The sequence below is a fragment of the Sphingomonas sp. DC1600-2 genome (genome assembly GCF_049897605.1).
Classification (GTDB): Bacteria; Pseudomonadota; Alphaproteobacteria; order Sphingomonadales; family Sphingomonadaceae; genus Sphingomonas.
The window spans coordinates 572,890-590,625 of the sequence record NZ_JAFCWO010000003.1 but is presented as its reverse complement, the minus strand read 5'-3'; the positions used below and the strand labels follow the sequence as shown (position 1 = coordinate 590,625).

General features: G+C 66.9%; 16 protein-coding genes and 1 pseudogene. 10 read left to right on the top strand and 7 right to left on the bottom strand.

Translation table 11 applies throughout. The features are described 5' to 3' along the window. Positions 1-41: 41 nt before the first annotated feature. The 4 genes from ACP7BL_RS09565 to ACP7BL_RS09550 all read right to left on the bottom strand — a co-directional run bounded on the left by ACP7BL_RS09565 (position 42) and on the right by ACP7BL_RS09550 (position 4,276). A complete protein-coding gene (locus tag ACP7BL_RS09565) occupies positions 42-1,715 on the bottom strand; it encodes a putative bifunctional diguanylate cyclase/phosphodiesterase (RefSeq protein ID WP_426258196.1) in 1,674 nt (557 codons plus the stop codon). 71 nt (positions 1,716-1,786) lie between these two features. Continuing rightward, positions 1,787-2,380: a Smr/MutS family protein gene (locus ACP7BL_RS09560; protein WP_426258195.1), complete on the bottom strand. Its 594-nt coding sequence runs from the start codon at positions 2,378-2,380 to the stop codon at positions 1,787-1,789. Next, entirely contained in the window at positions 2,355-3,626 is a 1,272-nt protein-coding gene (gene mltA / locus ACP7BL_RS09555) for a murein transglycosylase A (RefSeq protein ID WP_426258194.1), read from the bottom strand. The genes ACP7BL_RS09560 and mltA overlap by 26 nt, the downstream gene beginning before the upstream one ends. 5 nt (positions 3,627-3,631) lie before the next feature. Then, entirely contained in the window at positions 3,632-4,276 is a 645-nt protein-coding gene (locus tag ACP7BL_RS09550; RefSeq protein WP_033966848.1) for a Tim44/TimA family putative adaptor protein, read from the bottom strand. 179 nt (positions 4,277-4,455) lie between these two features. Between ACP7BL_RS09550 and secB the strand changes: the two genes are divergently transcribed. The 3 genes from secB (at position 4,456) to trpS (ending at position 7,642) form a co-directional block, all read left to right on the top strand. After that, positions 4,456-4,977, top strand: coding sequence for a protein-export chaperone SecB (gene secB / locus ACP7BL_RS09545; protein ID WP_126847559.1), 522 nt, complete (start codon positions 4,456-4,458; stop codon positions 4,975-4,977). Positions 4,978-5,040: 63 nt separating this feature from the next. Next, the gene (gene murJ, locus ACP7BL_RS09540; protein WP_426258193.1) at positions 5,041-6,636 is read left to right on the top strand and encodes a murein biosynthesis integral membrane protein MurJ; all 1,596 of its coding nucleotides are present in this window, start codon (positions 5,041-5,043) and stop codon (positions 6,634-6,636) included. Positions 6,637-6,640: 4 nt separating this feature from the next. Then, positions 6,641-7,642, top strand: a complete 1,002-nt coding sequence (gene trpS / locus ACP7BL_RS09535; RefSeq protein ID WP_426258192.1) for a tryptophan--tRNA ligase — start codon at positions 6,641-6,643, stop codon at positions 7,640-7,642. 181 nt (positions 7,643-7,823) lie between these two features. Here the strand turns inward: trpS and dnaA are convergent, their stop codons facing one another. The 3 genes from dnaA to mutM all read right to left on the bottom strand — a co-directional run bounded on the left by dnaA (position 7,824) and on the right by mutM (position 10,876). Beyond that, positions 7,824-9,194, bottom strand: a complete 1,371-nt coding sequence (gene dnaA, locus ACP7BL_RS09530) for a chromosomal replication initiator protein DnaA (RefSeq protein WP_426258246.1) — start codon at positions 9,192-9,194, stop codon at positions 7,824-7,826. A gap of 516 nt (positions 9,195-9,710) precedes the next feature. Then, entirely contained in the window at positions 9,711-9,974 is a 264-nt protein-coding gene (gene rpsT / locus ACP7BL_RS09525; RefSeq protein ID WP_033966658.1) for a 30S ribosomal protein S20, read from the bottom strand. 92 nt (positions 9,975-10,066) lie between these two features. Then, entirely contained in the window at positions 10,067-10,876 is an 810-nt protein-coding gene (mutM, locus tag ACP7BL_RS09520; protein ID WP_426258191.1) for a bifunctional DNA-formamidopyrimidine glycosylase/DNA-(apurinic or apyrimidinic site) lyase, read from the bottom strand. 210 nt (positions 10,877-11,086) lie between these two features. Between mutM and ACP7BL_RS09515 the strand changes: the two genes are divergently transcribed. The 7 genes and pseudogenes from ACP7BL_RS09515 (at position 11,087) to ACP7BL_RS09485 (ending at position 17,730) form a co-directional block, all read left to right on the top strand. Further along, positions 11,087-11,848, top strand: coding sequence for a class I SAM-dependent methyltransferase (locus tag ACP7BL_RS09515; RefSeq protein ID WP_126847567.1), 762 nt, complete (start codon positions 11,087-11,089; stop codon positions 11,846-11,848). A 154-nt stretch (positions 11,849-12,002) separates the two neighbouring features. After that, on the top strand, positions 12,003-13,538 hold the full coding sequence (gene ubiB, locus ACP7BL_RS09510; RefSeq protein ID WP_033966856.1) for a 2-polyprenylphenol 6-hydroxylase: 1,536 nt from the start codon (positions 12,003-12,005) through the stop codon (positions 13,536-13,538). Continuing rightward, positions 13,535-14,653, top strand: a complete 1,119-nt coding sequence (locus ACP7BL_RS09505; protein WP_426258190.1) for a hypothetical protein — start codon at positions 13,535-13,537, stop codon at positions 14,651-14,653. The genes ubiB and ACP7BL_RS09505 overlap by 4 nt, the downstream gene beginning before the upstream one ends. Further along, positions 14,650-15,931: pseudogene (locus ACP7BL_RS09500) on the top strand (bifunctional phosphopantothenoylcysteine decarboxylase/phosphopantothenate synthase); the annotation flags it as partial. The gene ACP7BL_RS09505 and the pseudogene ACP7BL_RS09500, both read left to right, overlap by 4 nt. Positions 15,932-15,988: 57 nt before the next feature. Then, positions 15,989-16,435: a dUTP diphosphatase gene (gene dut / locus ACP7BL_RS09495; RefSeq protein ID WP_426258245.1), complete on the top strand. Its 447-nt coding sequence runs from the start codon at positions 15,989-15,991 to the stop codon at positions 16,433-16,435. Then, entirely contained in the window at positions 16,432-16,815 is a 384-nt protein-coding gene (locus ACP7BL_RS09490) for a hypothetical protein (RefSeq protein ID WP_426258189.1), read from the top strand. The genes dut and ACP7BL_RS09490 overlap by 4 nt, the downstream gene beginning before the upstream one ends. A 165-nt stretch (positions 16,816-16,980) precedes the next feature. After that, positions 16,981-17,730, top strand: coding sequence for a HesA/MoeB/ThiF family protein (locus tag ACP7BL_RS09485; protein ID WP_426258188.1), 750 nt, complete (start codon positions 16,981-16,983; stop codon positions 17,728-17,730). Positions 17,731-17,736: the final 6 nt, after the last annotated feature.

Sequence of the window (17,736 nt, the reverse complement as noted above, 5' to 3'; positions counted from 1 at the left end):
TTATTGTAGGACAGCGTGCGGTCGTTGCGCGGGTGCGCGGTTCAGCCGACCGCCGCCCAGCGCACTTCGCCCTTGCTCCAGGCGAGAAAGGCGGCTTCGTTCATCGGTTGGGCGATGGCATAGCCCTGGATCACGTCGCAGCCGATGATACGCAGGATATCGGCCTGCGCCTGCGTCTCGACCCCCTCGCCGACCGCCTGGCAGCCAAGGCCGTGGATCAGCCCGATCACCGCCTGTGCGATGATGCGTGCATCGGCGTCCGCGGCGATATGTTCGATCAGGCTGCGGTCGAGCTTGATCCGGTCGAGCGGGAGCGCGCGCAGGCGCGGCAGGCTGGAATAGCCGGTGCCGAAATCGTCGATCGCGATGGTCGCACCGTCGGCGCGCAGCAGCGCGATCGCCTCGAGCACTTCGTCGCTGCAGTGCATCGCGAGTGTCTCGGTGATTTCGAGTTCGAGCAGCCGCGCGGGTGCATCGACGCGGTGCATCGCGGCACGCAGGCGGCGGAAGAAGCTGGCATGGTCGAGCTGACGCGGCGACACGTTGACGGCGAGGCGGTGTTCGATCCCCATCCGGCTCCAGCGCGCGATCGTCTCGGCGACGCTGTGCACGACCCAGTCGCCGATCTCGACGATCAGCCCGGTTTCCTCGGCGCGCGGCAGGAAAGTGCCGGGCAGGCGCAGGCCGTCCTGCGGGTGCCGCCAGCGCAACAGCGCTTCGGCGGCGACGATCTGCCCCGATCCGATGCGGAGTTGCGGCTGAAAGACGAGCGCGAATTCATCGCGGTCGATCGCGTCGCGCAGCGCGCTTTCGAGCCCCGCGCGCTCGGTGATCTGCGCGGCCAGCTCGGCCGAGAAGTGCTCGGCGCGGCCGCGGCCGCTGCTTTTTGCGTGATACATCGCGGCATCGGCGGCGCGCATCAGGTCGGTCAGCGTTTCGCCATGGTCGGGGCGCAGCGCAATGCCGATCGACGCGCCGATCGCGATATCGGTGCCCGCCAGATCGAACGGCTCGGCCAGCGCGAACAGGACCGCACGCCCGATCCGGGCCGCGTCCGCCGAATCGACCTGCGCGAAGAACATCGTGAACTCGTCGCCCGCCAGCCGACCGATCAGCGGGGCCGACCCGGCCTCGGGCAGCGCGACGCTGTCGGCGACCGCGCGCAGGCGGTTGGCAACCATCCCCAGCAGCATGTCGCCACAGGCATGGCCCATCGTATCGTTGACCGCCTTGAAGCGGTCCAGATCGATGAAGAACAGCGCGCCGCCCGCGCCCGTCGGCATCGTCGATAACAGCCGCTCGCACGTCCGGCGAAAGTTGGTGCGATTGGCAAGCCCGGTCACGGGATCGAACATCGCCAGCCGCTGGACGCTATCGAGATTGGCGTTCAACTGCGCGAACAAGCCATGCATCGCGGTAGCGAGCTGGGGCACGTTCGTCGCGATTTCGGGGGGGATCTGGTCGCTGAGATCGCCCTGCGCCGCCTGCGCCAGACGCGCGATGGCAGCGTCGATCGCCGACGCCGTCCCGGCAATGCTGCGCTCGGTCGACGCCCAGCACATTACCGCACACACGATCGCCGGGATCAGCGCACGCGAGATGTTGCTGATTTCGACGCCGCCCGACGATGTCGCGGCGAGCGCAAGGATAAAAGCGACCGCCCCGGAGCACATCGCGAACACGATTGCGCGGCTTTTGAGCGTAACGCCTTCCATCGCGATATCGTTGGCTCCTGGCAGCGTGGTGCGAAACGCACTGGCTTGTCCAAGACGATGACAGCCAAAGGTTAAGACTTTCGCGAACTCCGCGCGCGTTTCAGCACGATGTAGAGCGCACCGTTCCCACCGTGGCGCGGATGTGCCGCGCGGACCGCCGCAATCGCGTCGGCGTGGCGCGACCCGGCCAGCCAGTCGCCGGTCGCCGCGCGAATCGCCCCGCGCGCGTGCGGACGCTCACTGGTCGGGCGCGGCGGCTTTCCGGTGACCAGCAGGATCGTGCGGTCCCCGGCCCGGATCGCCGCGTCGAGCGCGCCGTCCAGTTCATTATAGGCGGATTGCAGCGTATGCCCGTGCAAATCGATTGTGCGATCGGGGGAAACGAGGCCTCGGGCGATTTGCTTGTCCCAGGTGCCGTCCAGCGTGTTGGCGCTGTTGGCGGCAGCGCGTGCGGGCTTGGGAACCGGCGGCGGTGGGATGCGGCCGACGACGCGCTTGGCAGGCGGTGCCGTGACCGGCGGGGCCACGGGCACCGGTGCCGCTGCCCGCGCGGTTTTGGAGCCCGTCGCTGGCACCGTCGGCGCGGCTTTGGCCAAAGGGCGTACCCCGGCCATCACCCGCGCCCACAACGCCGCTTCGTCAGAACTGAGGTGACGCGTTCCCATCGGGCCTCTCACCAGACACGCGCGCGCCAGCCAGTCGCTGAAGAGTGCCCGTCGGCAACAAGAGAAAGGCGGTGCCGCGCGCGGTCATGCCCCCGGCGATGGCCTCGGCATCGGGGCCTGCCCCCCAAAAGGTATCGACGCGATTGGCCCCCTTGATCGCGCCGCCGGTATCCTGGGCGATCCACAGGCGGCTGGCGTCGGCGCGATCCATCGAGAGCAAGACCGGGGCCCCCAGCGGGATGAAATGCGGATCGGCCGCGACACTCACCCCGCCGGTGACCGCAACGCCCAACGCGCCCATCGGCGAGCCGGATTGTTCGTGAAAGAACACATAGCTCTTGTTTTCGCGCATGATGTCGCGGCCCTGATCGGGATGGTCATGCAACCATTGCGACATGCCCTGCAGCGAGGTTTGCCCCGGCCCGAGCAAGCCGCGCTTTTTCATCAGCGTGCCGATGCCGGTGTAATCGCGGCCATTCTGATTGTCATAGCCGATCCGCATTACCGAACCGTCGGGCAAGCGCAGCCGCCCCGATCCCTGGATCTGCAGGAAGAACAACTCGACCGGATCGGCCGCCCAGGCAAGGATCGGCGCGCGCCCGGCGAGCGAGCCGGTCTCGATCGCGGTACGATCGTCATAGGGGATGAAGCTGCGCCCATCGACGCGGCCGCGGATCTTCTTGCCCTTCAACGTATCGCTGAACTGGCCGAGATCGACATCGACCAGGTCGGTCGGTCGCGCGTAAATCGGCACGTCATAGCCGCGCCGCCGTTCGCGCGCGGCGCGGATTTCGGGCTCGTAATAGCCCGTGGCAAAGGCTTTGCCGTCGCCGACCTGCGCCGTCTCGAAATATTCGGCGAAAAACGCCCGTGCCTCGCCCCGGCGGACGCCTGGCGCGGCCCCGCACGCCGCAGCCCAGTCACTGCTGCGGGTCAGGCCGGAAACATCGGTACGGCGCAACAGCGACGGACAGGAGGCCTGAAAAGCCACCAGAGCGCGCGCCGCAGCGGCTTCGTCGATGGGGAGCGTGTAGACAGGCGGACCTGCGATCACGCCCGCGCTGGCGGCGGTCGCCGTGCCGGCGGCCACCGGCGCAACGGGCTGCGGCGCGATCGGGGTGGCGGCGACGGGTTTGCGCACCGGTGCAGGACGGTTGGCGACCGGACGGGGGCGTTCGACGTGACCGCCGCACCCGGCGAGCAAGACGGCAAACGCAATCGGCAGCCCGGTAAATGCCCCCCGCATTGGCGTTATGCCTCGTCGGTGTCGGCGAGCTTCCAATTCGGGTCGCTGCTCTTGAGCGTGCGCACGAAGGTCCAAACATCATGCGTCTCAACCGCATCGGTCATCGAGCCCGCGATCACGTTACCCTCGGCATCGCGCGTCACCGCAGCGATGTCGGCATCGAAGCGGACCGTGATCCGCGCAACCTTGCCGTCGAGCGACGCGTCGGCAATGACCGCACGCTCGATCGACACGAGCCGGTTGTCCAGCACATGGCCCGCAGTGTCACGCGCCAGGATCGCGCTGGTGAAGGCATCGCGCACCGAATCCTCGGCAAGCCAGGCGAGTTGTTCCTCGTCGCCCTTCCAGAACGCCTCCAAAATCATGCGATAGGCACCCTGCGCGCCACCGAGAAAACGCGAGACGTCGAAGGTGGAGTCGGCAGCGATGATCGCGCGGATACCCGCTTCGGCCTTGGGCTCGACATTGCGGCTGATCGGTTCACGCGCTTCGCCGATCGCCTCGACCGGGCGCTGCACCACCGTCAGCGGAGCACGTTCCTCGGTCGGCTTGGGCAAGGGCTGTTCGTGACCCGTGCGTTTGCCCAGCACCCGATACAGGTTCAGCGCCAGAAACGCAGTCAGCATTACGAGAATGACGGTCAGGAACACGCGGCCTCCGGGGCTTTCAACAGATGCAGTACATAGGCCTAACGCGCCAAGGATTCAAATCATGCAATAAGACGAGCGTCTCCGGCGAGTTGAACTCGCTGCCCCCCCCTGCTAGGCGCGCGCTTTCGACCACGCCACGGAAGTGTGGCGCTTATACGATCAGGGTAAGGACGAGTTCCATGAGCGAGCAGGACGACGGCTTCATCACCACCACGGTTCCGACGACCGACCCCTATGGCAATGGCCTGGACACCGCGCCTGCGGCCGGCCTCATCTCGCAATATGTGAAGGACTTGTCGTTCGAGAATCCGAACGCACCGGCCATTTTCCAGAACCCGACCGCGCCCGCCATCGACGTGCAGTTCAACATCGCTTCGGCCCAGGTCGGCGACGATGTCTATGAAATCGTGCTGCGTATCGAAGTGAAGGCCGAAGCAGAGGGCACCGTAGCCTTCCTCGTCGACCTTTCCTATGCCGGGCTGTTCGGCCTGCGCAATTTCCCGGCAGAGCATCTCCAGCCGTTCCTGCTGGCCGAAGCGCCGCGCCTGATCTTCCCGTTCGCGCGCCGCGTGCTGGCCGACGCCATCCGTGACGGCGGCTTCCCGCCGCTGCTGCTCGAGCCGATCGATTTCGCCAGCGTCTTCCTGCAGCAGCAGGAAGCGGCCGAAGGCGGCATTGGCGAGACGCTCGGCACCGCCTAAGGGCCCTTTCAGCCCCCGATCTCCCAGTCCGGATGCGGGGGCTGTTTTTGTGAAGACAGCGCCATGAACCTCGTCAAATCACTCGGCTCGATCGGCGGCCTCACGCTGGCCAGCCGGGTGCTGGCGTTGGTGCGCGATTCGCTCGCCGCCCGTTACGTCGGGGCGGGGTTTGCATCGGACGCGTTCAATGGCGTCGCCTTCCGTCTGCCCAACATGTTCCGCGCTTTGTTCGCGGAGGGCGCGTTTTCCGCCGCCTTCATCCCGATGTTCAACAAGAAAGCCGCCGGGCCGGACGGCATTGCCGGCGGCTATCGCTTCGCCGAGCGCGCGCTGGCGGTGTTGCTGCCGATCCTGATCCTGTTCACCGGCGCGCTGATCCTGGCGGCCTGGCCGATCACCTGGCTGCTTTCGGGCGGTTTCGCCCGCCAGCATCCGACCCACGAGCAATTCGCCTTTGCGGTGATGCTGTCGCGGATCACGTTGCCCTATCTCGCGCTGATATCGCTGGCGTCGCTGCTGGGGGGCATCCTCAATTCGCTCGACAAATTCTGGGTCAATGCGGCCGCCCCGATCCTGCTCAATCTCGCCATGATCGCGGGGCTGTGGTTCTTCCACGGCACCGACGTCTATCAGACCGCGCGCGTGCAGGCGATTTCGGTGACGGTCGGCGGCGTGCTGCAACTGCTGTGGCTGCTATGGGCGTGCCACCGCGCCGGGGTCGATATGCGGCTGCGGCTGCCGCGCTTGGACGCCGATGTGCGCGAGATGCTGCGGCTGATCGTCCCCGCTGCGGCGGGCGCGGGCGCGTCGCAGATCAATCTGTTGATCTCGACCTCGCTCGCGGGCAGCCTGCTCGCCTCGGGCTCGATCACGTACATTTATTATGCGGACCGGCTGAACCAATTGCCGCTCGGGCTGATCGGCATCGGGCTTGGCACGATCCTGTTGCCGACAGTGTCGCGCCTGCTCTCGACCGGGCAGGATGCCGCCGCGATGGAGACGCAGAATCGCGGGATCGAGCTGGCGCTGTTCCTCACCCTCCCCGCCACCGTCGCCTTCATGGTCGCCGCCGAGCCGATCGTGCGCGGGCTGTTCCAATATGGGCATTTCACCGCGATCGACGCGCGCCGCTGCGGCTGGGCGCTCAGCGCCTTCTCGGTCGGCCTGCCCTCCTATGTGCTCGTGAAGGTGCTGACGCCCGGTTATTATGCGCGCGGCGATACCAGGACGCCGGTGCGCTATGCGATGCTCTCGATTGCGGTGAACATCGTCGGCAACCTCATTATGATCCCGCTGATCGGCCATGTCGGCCCGCCGCTCGCCACCGCGCTCGCCTCGACGGTCAATGTCGCCATGCTCTATCGCACGCTGGTCGAGCGCGGCCATTTCGCGGCGGACAGCGCTTTGCGCCGCAAGGTCCCGCGCCTGCTGCTCGCAGCATTACTGATGGGCGCGACGGTGTTTGCGTTCGAGCGGCTGCTCACCCCCTATCTCGGTGGCGCGCTGATCGTGCGTTATGCCGCGCTTGGCGTACTGGTCGGCGCAGGCAGCGCGGTCTATGGCGTGGCCTGTTTCGTCACCGGTGCTTATCGCATCGCGGACCTGAAGGCGCTGATGCGGCGGCGCGGCACCTCCACCCCCAAGCCCGCCCAGGAATAAGCATATGCGTGTCGTCTCCGGCATCCAGCCAACCGGCAACCTCCACCTCGGCAACTATCTCGGCGCGATCAAGCAATGGGTGGCGATGCAAGACGCGATGCCGGAAGGCGACGACTGCCTGTTCTTCCTGGCCGATCTCCACGCATTGTCGCAGCCGGTCATCCCGGCCGAGCTCAACGCCCACACCACCGAAATGGCCGCCACCTTGCTCGCCTGCGGCATCGACCCCAAGCGCGCGATCCTGTTCAACCAGGCGCGCGTGCCTGCGCACAGCGCGCTCCACTGGATCCTCGGCGGCACCGCGCGGATGGGCTGGCTCGGCCGCATGACGCAGTGGAAGGACAAGGCGGGCAAGAAGGGCGAGAGCCAGAGCGTCGGGCTGTTCACTTACCCCGTGCTGCAAGCCGCCGACGTTTTGCTCTACCAGGCGACGCACGTGCCGGTCGGCGAGGATCAGAAACAGCATCTCGAACTGGCGCGCGACATCGCGGTGAAGTTCAACACCGATTATGGCGACACCTTCACGCTGCCCGAGCCGTTCATCTCCAAGGCCGCCCCGCGCATCATGAGCTTGCGCGATGCCAGCGCCAAAATGTCCAAGTCCGATCCGTCCGACGCCAGCCGGATCAACCTGGTCGATGACGACGACACCATCGCGGGCAAGATTCGCAAGGCCAAGAGCGATGCCGATGGCTTGCCGGGCGAAGTCGCCGGCCTCACCGAACGGCCTGAGGCGCGCAACCTGGTGACGATCTATGCAGCGCTTGCGGGCGTGACGCTCGATGCGGTGCTGGCGCAGTTCGCAGGGCAAGGCTTCGGCGCGTTCAAGCCTGCCCTCGCCGATCTGGCGGTGGCGACGCTCTCGCCGATTCGCCAGCGGCTGACCGCGTTGCTCGACGATCGTGCGGCGGTGAGCGCGGTGCTCGCCGAGGGCGCGGCGCGCGCGAGTGTGCTGGCGGCACCGACGTTGGCGGCGGCGCAGGCGGCGGTTGGGTTGCAGGTGTAACCTTCGCCGCAGGCCGACCGTCGCCACAAAATCCCTCTCCCAGCGGGAGAGGGAGGGAGCGGCGAAGCCGCGGAAGGGTGAGGGTGAGCCGGGTGCAGCTCCCGCAAAGTCGCCCTCACCCTTACCACCGCTAAAGCGGCGGGCCCCTTCCCTCTCCCGTTGGGAGAGGGAGGTTAAGCGATCAGCCCTCCAGCTCGCGCAGCAAATAGCGCACGGCGGTATCGATTTCGCGATCGGTGTCGCGCAGTTCCTCGATGCGGCGCACCGCGTGGATCACCGTCGAATGGTCGCGCCCGCCGAACTTACGGCCGATCTCGGGCAGCGAGCGCGTCGTCAGGCGCTTGGCGAGGTACATGGCGATCTGGCGCGGCCGTGCCACCACCACCGCGCGCCGGGCCGAGACCAGATCGACCGGCTTCAGCTCGAAATGCGCCGACACCGCCTTCTGGATCTCATCGATCGTTACGCGGCGTTCCGCCCCGCGCAGCACGTCGCCCAGCGTCGCCACGGCGAAGTCGAGGTCGATCTCGACCCCGGTCAGCTGCGCATAAGCGACGACGCGGTTGAGCGCGCCTTCGAGATCGCGAATGTTGGCGGTGATGCGCGATGCCAGCAGATCGAGCACGTCGGCGGGCACCTTCGCCCCCGGCATGTCGACCAGCTTGCGCGCCAGCACCGCACGGCGCAGCGCCAGATCGGGTGCCTTGATGTCGGCCACCAGCCCGCACGACAGCCGCGAAGTGATCCGCGCCTCGACCCCGTCGAGCCCCTGCGGGCAGCGATCGGCCGAGATCACAAGCCGCTTGCCCGCGCCCATCACTTCGTTGATCGTGTGGAAGAACTCTTCCTGCGTCGAATCCTTGCCCGCGATGAATTGCAGATCGTCGACCAGCAGCAGATCGGCCGAGCGCAGCCGCGTCTTGAAGCTGTGCGTGTCGCGGTTGCGCAGCGCCTGGACGAAATCGAACATGAAGCGCTCGGCCGACATCAGCAGCACGCGAGCGCCGGGCACCGCCGCAAGATAGGCAGCACCAATTGCGTGCATCAAATGCGTCTTGCCCTGCCCGGTGCCGCTGTGGAGGAACAGCGGGCTGAAGCGCGGCACGCCGGGCTCGGCCAGCGCGCGCGCCGCGTTGAACGCGACCATGTTGGACGAATCGACGACGAAGCGGTCGAAGGTGAAGCGCGGGTCGAGCGGCGGGCGATCGGCGACCACCACGGGCGCTTCCACCGCAGCCGGCAGCGAATCGACCGTAAGCACGGCGGGGGCCGGTGCTGCGGTGGCAGAACCCGTCTCGATCGTGACGCGTCGCACCGTCGGCAGAACCGCGCGGAACTCCTGCAGCAAGCGATCGGCATAATGGTTGCGGACCCAATTGGTCATGAACGCCGACGGCAGCGCGAGGCGCACCGACTCAGCATCCACGCCGGGCAGCAGCGTCATCGGCTTGAGCCACTGATCGAACAACCGCGCGCCCGCCGATTCCCGCAAATGCGCCCGCACAGTGGCCCAGGCGCGGGCCACCGAACCGTCCGGCTGCACGCCATCCATGCTGGTGCCGTCTGCGCTCGCCCCCCTGTTCAACGTTACGACCACACCAAAAACCTTTGTTTGACAGCGCGGTGAAAGACCGCGCCGCCGGAACTGCACAGACAAAGCCCCCCACAGCCGGAATCACCGCCTGCATGACGTTGCCATTCGAATTGAGTCGCGAGACGCTCGGTCTGCGCGTTGGAGGGCCAGTTATGAAGATCGCAGCGAGTCGATCAAGGCCTGCCCCTGTCAGATTTTTGAAATAATCTGGATTGACTCGTATCTAGCCACGGATTCGCGTCAAATTTCTTATAAGTATCTGATTCACAACAGATATTGTCGTTACACTTTCGTGTCGTTTTTGCGAATCGCGGTGAATCCGTGGGTTCCGGTAAATTGGGGTTCGCGGGGTCCCGAAACGTTCCGTGCACAACGCGCGGCGATGGGATGGAAGCGATGCGGTTCCGCAGCCGACGACAAAAAGCCCGCCGGATTTGCATCCAGCGGGCGTTTTTACCGCAAAATCAGCGGGAATCAGGCCAGCGCGGAGAGGCGCTTGGTCAGACGCGAGAACTTCCGGCTGGCGGTGTTCTTGTGCAGCACGCCCTTGGCGACGCCGCGCATCAGCTCGGGCTGGACCAGCGCCATCGCGGCGGTCGCTGCGGCCTTGTCGCCTGCTTCCAGTGCATTCTCGACCTTCTTGACGAAAGTCCGGATGCGACCGGTGCGGTTGCCGTTTACCAGTGTCCGCGCGGCGTTACGACGGATACGCTTTTTCGCCTGTGGCGTGTTCGCCATGAAGCCCTCTGATTCTGCAAATAAGAAAGGGCGGGAGAAAGCTCCCGGCCCCGGAAGCCGTGCGCCTTAGCGAGAACGTGCGCGCTGGTCAATCACCGCTGGCACTTTGGGCACCAAAATGTCGAGCGCCCGCCCTCGGCATAGCGCGCTACGGTGCCCCCGCACGCGCAGGGCTCCCCCTCGCGGCCATAGACCAGGAATTGCTTGGAGAAATAGCCGAGTTCCCCATCGGGCCGCGCATAATCGCGCAGGGTCGATCCGCCTGCCTCGATCGCGGAGAGCAGCACCGACCGAATCGCCGCGACGAGTCGCTCGAGCTTGGCGCGCGACAGCTCGCCCCCGCCGCGCTTGGGCGAAATGCCCGCAAGGTGGAGCGCCTCGCAGACATAGATGTTGCCGAGCCCGGCGACGATTCGCTGATCGAGCAACAGCAGCTTGATCGACGCGATCCGCCCGGCAAGCGCCGCGTGCAGGTACGCGGCGGTCAGCTCGGGGCCGAGCGGCTCCGGCCCCAAGGCCTTGAAGGCGGGAAAGTCGGCGAGCGCGGTCGTCGCCAGCAGATCGACCGAGCCGAAGCGCCGCGCATCGTTGAGCGCCAACCGCTGCGTCGCGGTTTCGAGAATCAAATGATCGTGCGGCAGCACCTCGCTGGGGTCGACGCGCCAACGCCCCGACATGCCGAGATGGAACACCATGGTGTCGCCGCGATCGGTTTCGATCAGCCCGTATTTGGCGCGTCGGCTAAGCCCGGTGACCGTCGCCCCGGTCAGACGCTGGCCGAGATCGGCCGGAAAGGGGTGCCGCAAGTCCGGGCGGCGGAGCTGGACCAGCGCGATGCGCTGCCCCTCCAGCACGGGCCGCAGACCGCGCACGGTGGTTTCGACTTCGGGGAGCTCAGGCATTCCCCGCTTTCGCCCGAACGGTGCCAGGGGTCAACGACAGCCCGCGCTCTGGCTGATGACACGTCCTTCCTTCGCGCCTTCGCGGGCAATGCGCCTTCTTTCTCACGCGAAGACGCGAAGGCGCGAACAGGAATCGCCGCCACGTGACAATTTGACCCATCCGCCATGCAGTGGTTTGCGCCGCCGCTTCGCTCGGCTAGAGCGGGCGGCATGACCGACACCCAATCCGGCTCCGATACCGCCCCCGGCACCGTCTCCTTTGGCTATGAAGACATCCCCGCCACCGAAAAGACCGCGCGCGTCGGCGGCGTGTTTTCGAGCGTGGCGCGCAGCTACGACATCATGAACGACGCGATGTCGGGCGGGATGCACCGTTTGTGGAAGGATCGCTTCGTCCGCCGCGTGAAGCCGCGCGCGGGCGAGCAGATCCTCGATATGGCGGGCGGCACCGGCGACATCGCCTTCCGCCTGGCCGAATCGGGCGCGAGCGTGACCGTCGCCGACATCAACCCGCAAATGCTGGAAGTCGGCATGGAACGCGCCGCCAAGCGCGGCATTGATGGCCTGGTATGGACCGAGGCCAATGCCGAGACGCTGGTCTTCCCCGACCGCTTTTTCGACGCCTATACGATCGCCTTCGGTATCCGCAACGTGACCGACATCCCCAAGGCGCTCCGCGAGGCGCACCGCGTGCTGCGCCGCGGCGGGCGCTTCTATTGCCTGGAGTTCTCGACCACGCTGTGGCCCGGCTTCGCCGATGTCTATGACGTCTATTCCCACAAGGTGGTGCCGCAGCTCGGCAAGTTGCTGGCGCAGGATGCCGACAGCTATCGCTATTTGATCGAATCGATTCGCCGTTTCCCCGACATGCCGACTTTCGAAGGCATGATCCGCGACGCGGGCTTCGTGCAGACCGGGGTCGAGCCGATGCTGGGCGGGCTGGTCGCGATCCACCACGGGTGGAAGATTTGATGCAGTGCGCTGAAACCCCTCTCCCAACGGGAGAGGGAGGGGCCCGCTCGACGCAGTCGAGTGGGAGGGTGAGGGCGACCAACGCCTGCCCAATCACCCTCACCCTTCCGTCGCTTCGCTCCTCCCTCCCTCTCCCGTGGGGAGAGGGAACAATATGACCGCCCCCGCTATCCACCTGTGGCGCCTGCTCAAATGGGGCCGCATCCTCGCGCGCCACGGCGCGCTCTCGGGCATCGAGCGCGACCCCAATACGCCGACGCCGGTGCGTCGCCTCGCGCGGATCGCACGGATCGGTGCGCGCGTGCCCGCCGTGCCGCGCTATGCCGATGCGTTTCAGGCGATCGGCCCCGCTGCGATCAAGCTCGGCCAGACGCTGGCGACGCGGCCCGACATTGTCGGCGAGGCGGCGTCGAACGATCTGATGCGGCTGCAGGACGCGCTGCCGCCCGTGCCCTATGACACGATCCACGCCGCGATGACGCGCGCGTTCCAGCGCGATCCGGCGGAATTGTTCGCCTCGATCGATCCCGTCCCGGTCGGTGCAGCCTCGATCGCGCAAGTCCATCGCGGGGTCACCACCGACGGCCGCACCGTCGCGATCAAGGTGCTACGCCCCGGCGTCGAGGAAGATTTCACCCGCGCGATCGACACCTATGAATGGGCGGCGGCGCAAGTCGAGGCGATGGGCGGCGAACTGTCACGGCTGCGCCCACGGCTGGTGATCGAGACGTTCAAGCGCTGGACCGCGCGCGAGCTCGATTTGCGGCGCGAAGCCGCCTCCGCCTCCGAACTCGCCGATGCGATGACCGCCGAGCCCGATTTCCTGGTGCCCAAGATCGATTGGCAGCGCACCACCGGCCGTGTGCTGACGCTCGAATGGATCGACGGGATCAAGCTGTCCAACCGCGCGGCGCTGGTCGAAGCGGGCTATGACATGCAGGCGCTGGCCAACACCCTCGTCCACGCTTTCCTGCGCCAGGCGATCGCCGAAGGCTTCTTCCATGCCGACATGCACCAGGGCAATCTGTTCGCGCTGCCGGGCGGCAAGATCGCCGCGATCGACTTTGGCATCATGGGGCGGATCGACCGGCGCGCGCGCGTGTGGCTGGCCGAGATCCTCTACGGGCTGATCACCGGCAACTATAAGCGCGTGGCCGAAATCCATTTCGAGGCGGGCTATGTGCCGCCGCACCACAATGTCGCCGAGTTCGCGACGGCGCTGCGCGCGGTGGGCGAGCCGATGCGCGGCATGGCGGTGAAGGACATGTCGATCGGCATGATGCTCGACGGCCTGTTCAATATCACTCGCGATTTCGACATGCAGACGCAGCCGCATTTGTTGCTGCTGCAAAAGACGATGGTGATGGTCGAGGGCGTCGCGACCAGCCTCGACCCCGACATCAATTTGTGGGACGCCGCCGCCCCGTTCGTGCGCGAATGGATCCGCACAGAACTCGGCCCCGAAGCGGCGGTCGCCGACCGACTGGTCGAGGGCTTCCGGACCCTGTCGCGCTTGCCCGATCTGGTGCGCAACATCGAACGGCGTTTCCCCAATCCGCCCGGAGCCCCGCCCGAGCCGCCGCTCAAACACATCGAAGTGCTGCGCGTCGGCGGCGGCTGGCGGTATGCGCTCGTTGCGCTGGTGAGCGCGGGGGCAAGCCTGGGCCTTGGGTGGGTGCTCTGGGGGTGAAGGACGCCACGCCCCTGTGGCTCGCCAAGCCTTCCAGATTTGCCGGGGTATCGCTCCAGAGGGCCCGTATCGGCCTGGCGCTGCTCGCGCTGCTGTTACTCGCGACCTTGCTGGCTTTGGCGAGCCCCGGGGCACCGTCGATCGACCATGACCCGGCCAATCGCGGCGAAGATCAAGCCGATGTCGTGCGCTATGAGACGATTGTCCAAGGGATGCGCGGCGGTGGCGGTTATTATCCGGTGACTGCGCAAGCGCTCCGCGCGGGCGATGATCCGATGCGCCCCTTCCTCGCCTTCCGCCTGCCGACGCTCGCGGTGGTACAGGCCGCGCTGCCGCCCCCCGTCACCATGCTGCTGCTCTATGCGCTGGTCGCGGGAGTGGTGTTCGCCTGGTATCGACAATTGCGGTCGGCTTTTGCCCGTCCGGCAGCGGTGTGGGTCGCGATGGCGTTGCTGGCGGGGGGGCTGATCGCCTTCGTGCAAGCCGACCTCGCCTGTTTTCACGAGATTTGGGCGGGATTGCTGATCGCACTGTCGCTCGCCGTGCGGCGCGAGAGCAAGTGGATCGAGGCGGTCGCGATCGGGCTGATCGCAATGCTGATCCGGGAAAGCGCTGCGCTCTACGTCGGTATCATGGCAGTGTTCGCCTTTGCCGAGGGCCACCGCAAGGAAGCGATCGGCTGGACATCGACGCTGGGGGTGCTGGCGATCGTACTCGCGCTCCACGCTCACGCCGTGTCGCTGGTGGTACGGGAGACCGATCCGGCTCTGTCGGGCTGGCCCGGCCCGCTGGGTTTCGGCTTCTTCATCACGACGATGCGGCTTTGGACGGTGTTGAGCTTGGCTCCCTTGTGGTTCGCCGCGCCGGTCGTCGGGCTGGCACTGTTCGGCTGGGCTGCGTGGAAGAGCGAACTGGCGTTGCGCGCGCTGGCCGTGTTCGCCGGTTATGCCGCGCTGCTGGCTCTGTTCGGGCGCGCCGACACCTTCTATTGGGGGCTGATGGTCGCGCCCACGCTCCTGATCGGCCTTGCCTTTGCGCCCGATGGCGTGCGCGACCTGATCGCCCGCGCGCAGGATCCGCGCCGCAAGATTACCGTGACGCGGGTGGTGCGATGAAGATTCTGCTGATCGTCGGCGGTGGCATTGCCGCCTATAAGGCATGCGAGCTGATCCGGCTGTGCCGCAAAAGCGGCATCGCGGTGAAGTGCGTGCTGACCGATGGCGGCGCGCATTTCGTGACCCCGATGACGCTCGCCGCTTTGTCCGAAAACCAGGTCCATACCAGCCTGTGGGACCTGAAGGACGAAGTCGAGATGGGCCATATCCAGCTCAGCCGCGAGGCCGATTTGGTCGTGATCGCGCCCGCCACCGCCGATCTGATGGCGAAAATGGCGGCGGGCATCGCCGACGACCTGGCCACCACATTGCTGCTCGCGACCGACAAGCCTGTGCTTGCAGCACCCGCAATGAACGTGCGGATGTGGCAGCACCCGGCGACACGTCGCAACGTCGCCACGCTGCGCGGCGATGGCGTGACCGTGCTGGAGCCCGACGAAGGCGCGATGGCGTGCGGCGAATATGGCCCCGGTCGCCTGCCCGAGCCCTCCGCGATTTTCGCGGCGATTCGGGCGGCTTTGGCTGCGTGACCGTTCATCACCCTCACCCTTCCGTCGCTTCGCTCCTCCTTCCCTCTCCCACCGGGAGAGGGAAGGGGCCCGCCGCTGCAGGCGGTGGGAAGGGTGAGGGTCACACCCAATGCCGATGTCGGTAACCCTTCCCCACATCCTCGTCACGGCCGGCCCCACGCATGAGCCGATCGACCCGGTGCGCTATCTGGCGAATCGCTCGTCGGGCAAGCAGGGCTTTGCGATCGCCGCAGCGCTGGCTGCGCGCGGCGCGCGGGTGACGCTGGTCGCCGGGCCGGTTACGCTTCCCACGCCGCCGGGGGTGACGCGCATCGATGTCGAGACCGCGCTGGAGATGGCAGCGGCGGCCGAAGCGGCGCTGCCGGTCGATGCGGCCGTGATGGTGGCCGCCGTCGCCGACTGGCGCGTCGACCGCACCGCGCAGAAGATCAAGAAAGGCCCGGACGGGCCGCCGACGCTGCGCCTGGTCGAGAATCCCGACATCCTTGCCACGCTCGCCGCCAGCCCGCTGCGCCCGCGCCTGCTGATCGGCTTTGCGGCCGAGACCGAGCGGGTGACCGAGCACGCCACCGCCAAGCTGACGCGCAAACGCGCCGACTGGATCGTCGCCAACGACGTGTCGGGCGACGTGATGGGGGGTGCCGCCAATACCGTCCACATCGTTACTGCAGGCGGGATCGAAAGCTGGGAGCGGCTGCCGAAGGACGAGGTCGCGGCGCGGCTGGCCGATCGCATTTTGGCAACGCTTGCGCCGAACGGCTCGGCGACCTTCGACACGCCCGATACGCACTGCTATGATCCGGCGATGAGTGGCTCCATTACCATTGCGCTGAAACGCCTCCCCCATGGCGAAGGCCTACCACTGCCCGTTTATGCAACCGAGGGTGCGGCGGGCATGGACGTCGTCGCCGCCGAGGAAACCGTGCTCGTGCCCGGCGCGCGCGCGGCGATTGCAACCGGCTTCGCCATCGCGATTCCGCCGGGATATGAGGTGCAGGTTCGCCCGCGCTCGGGCCTGGCGCTGAAGCACGGCATCACTTGCCTCAACACGCCGGGTACGATCGACAGCGACTATCGCGGCGAAGTGAAAGTCATTCTCGCCAATCTCGGGCAGGAGCCGTTCGCAATCGCGCGTGGCGACCGGATCGCGCAGCTTGTCCCCGCCCCCGTGCAGCGCGCGGTGCTGAATGTGGTGGACGCGCTTGACGATACCGCGCGCGGCGTCGGCGGCTTCGGGTCGACCGGGCGATGATCGCCCTGCTGCTTCTGCTCCAGGCGGCGGAGCTGCCCGCCATGCCGACCGACTGGTCGGCGTTGGCACCGATCCCCTATCTCGCGCCGCCCAAGGTGACGCCCGAGCTGTCCGGGTTCGTGGCGACCGAAATCACCGCCGGGCGCTGCGCCGTGCCCAAGCCGGCCGATGGCCATTATGTCGTGCGTGTCGACGTCGCGACCCTGATCGGCCCGGATGGAACCGTGCGCCGCGCGGTGCCGCACGCCATCGCCTGCCCGACGGTCGAGCAATATGCGGCGGGCCTCGTCACCGGTTTTGCGCGGGGCAATCTGCCGATGCGGCCGGGCGCGACCGACGCCTGGTATCGCGCGACGATCGTGTTCGAGTGGAACGCCTAGTGCCGTCCTCGGAGAGGCCGGATCATCCCCATCCCGTTCGGGCTGAGCCTGTCGAAGCCCGGTTCCGCCCCGGAGGTATCCCGTGCTGAGCAAGGCCCTTCGACAGGCTCAGGGCGAACGGAAAACGGAGCGAAACACCAAAACTGTGCCTCTGGCAGGCTGCCTGTGACGCTGTCCGACGAAGAACTGAATCGCTATGCCCGCCATATCGTGCTGCGCGAGGTTGGTGGCTCAGGGCAAATGCGGCTGAAGGCCGCGCCGGTCGCGATTGTCGGCGCAGGCGGTATTGGCAGCCCGGCCATTCAATATCTGGCAGCAGCCGGGGTCGGGCGGCTGATCGTCATCGATGACGACACCGTCGATCTTTCCAACCTCCAACGCCAAACCCTGTTCGGCGATGCCGATGTCGGCGCGGGCAAGGTCGCGGCGGCGGCGCTCGCGGCTCACCGAATCAACCCGCATGTCGTCATCGACCAGCGCCCCGAGCGGCTGACCCCCGACAATGCCGCCCGCCTGCTGGGCGGAGCGGACGTGGTGATCGACGGTACCGACAGTTTCACGACGCGTCTCGCCGTTGCCGACGCCGCGCACGCGCTGCGGATCCCGCTCGTCTCCTCGGCGGTCGGGCAGTTCGAAGGCCAGCTCGGCGTTTTTCGCGGCTGGGAGGCGGACAAGCCGTGCTATCGCTGCTTCGTCGGCAATGTGGCCGATCAGGCGGGCGACAGTTGCGCCGAACAGGGCGTGCTCGGCGCGATGACCGGGGTGATGGGCAGCCTCGCCGCGCTGGAGGCGATGCGCAGCGTGGTCGGCTTCGGCGAGGATAGCGCGGGCAAGCTGCTGCTGATCGACGCGCTCGCCTTCCGCTTCCGCACGATCGTGCTGCCCAAGGATCCCGGATGCGGGGGATGCAGTTAGCGGGGT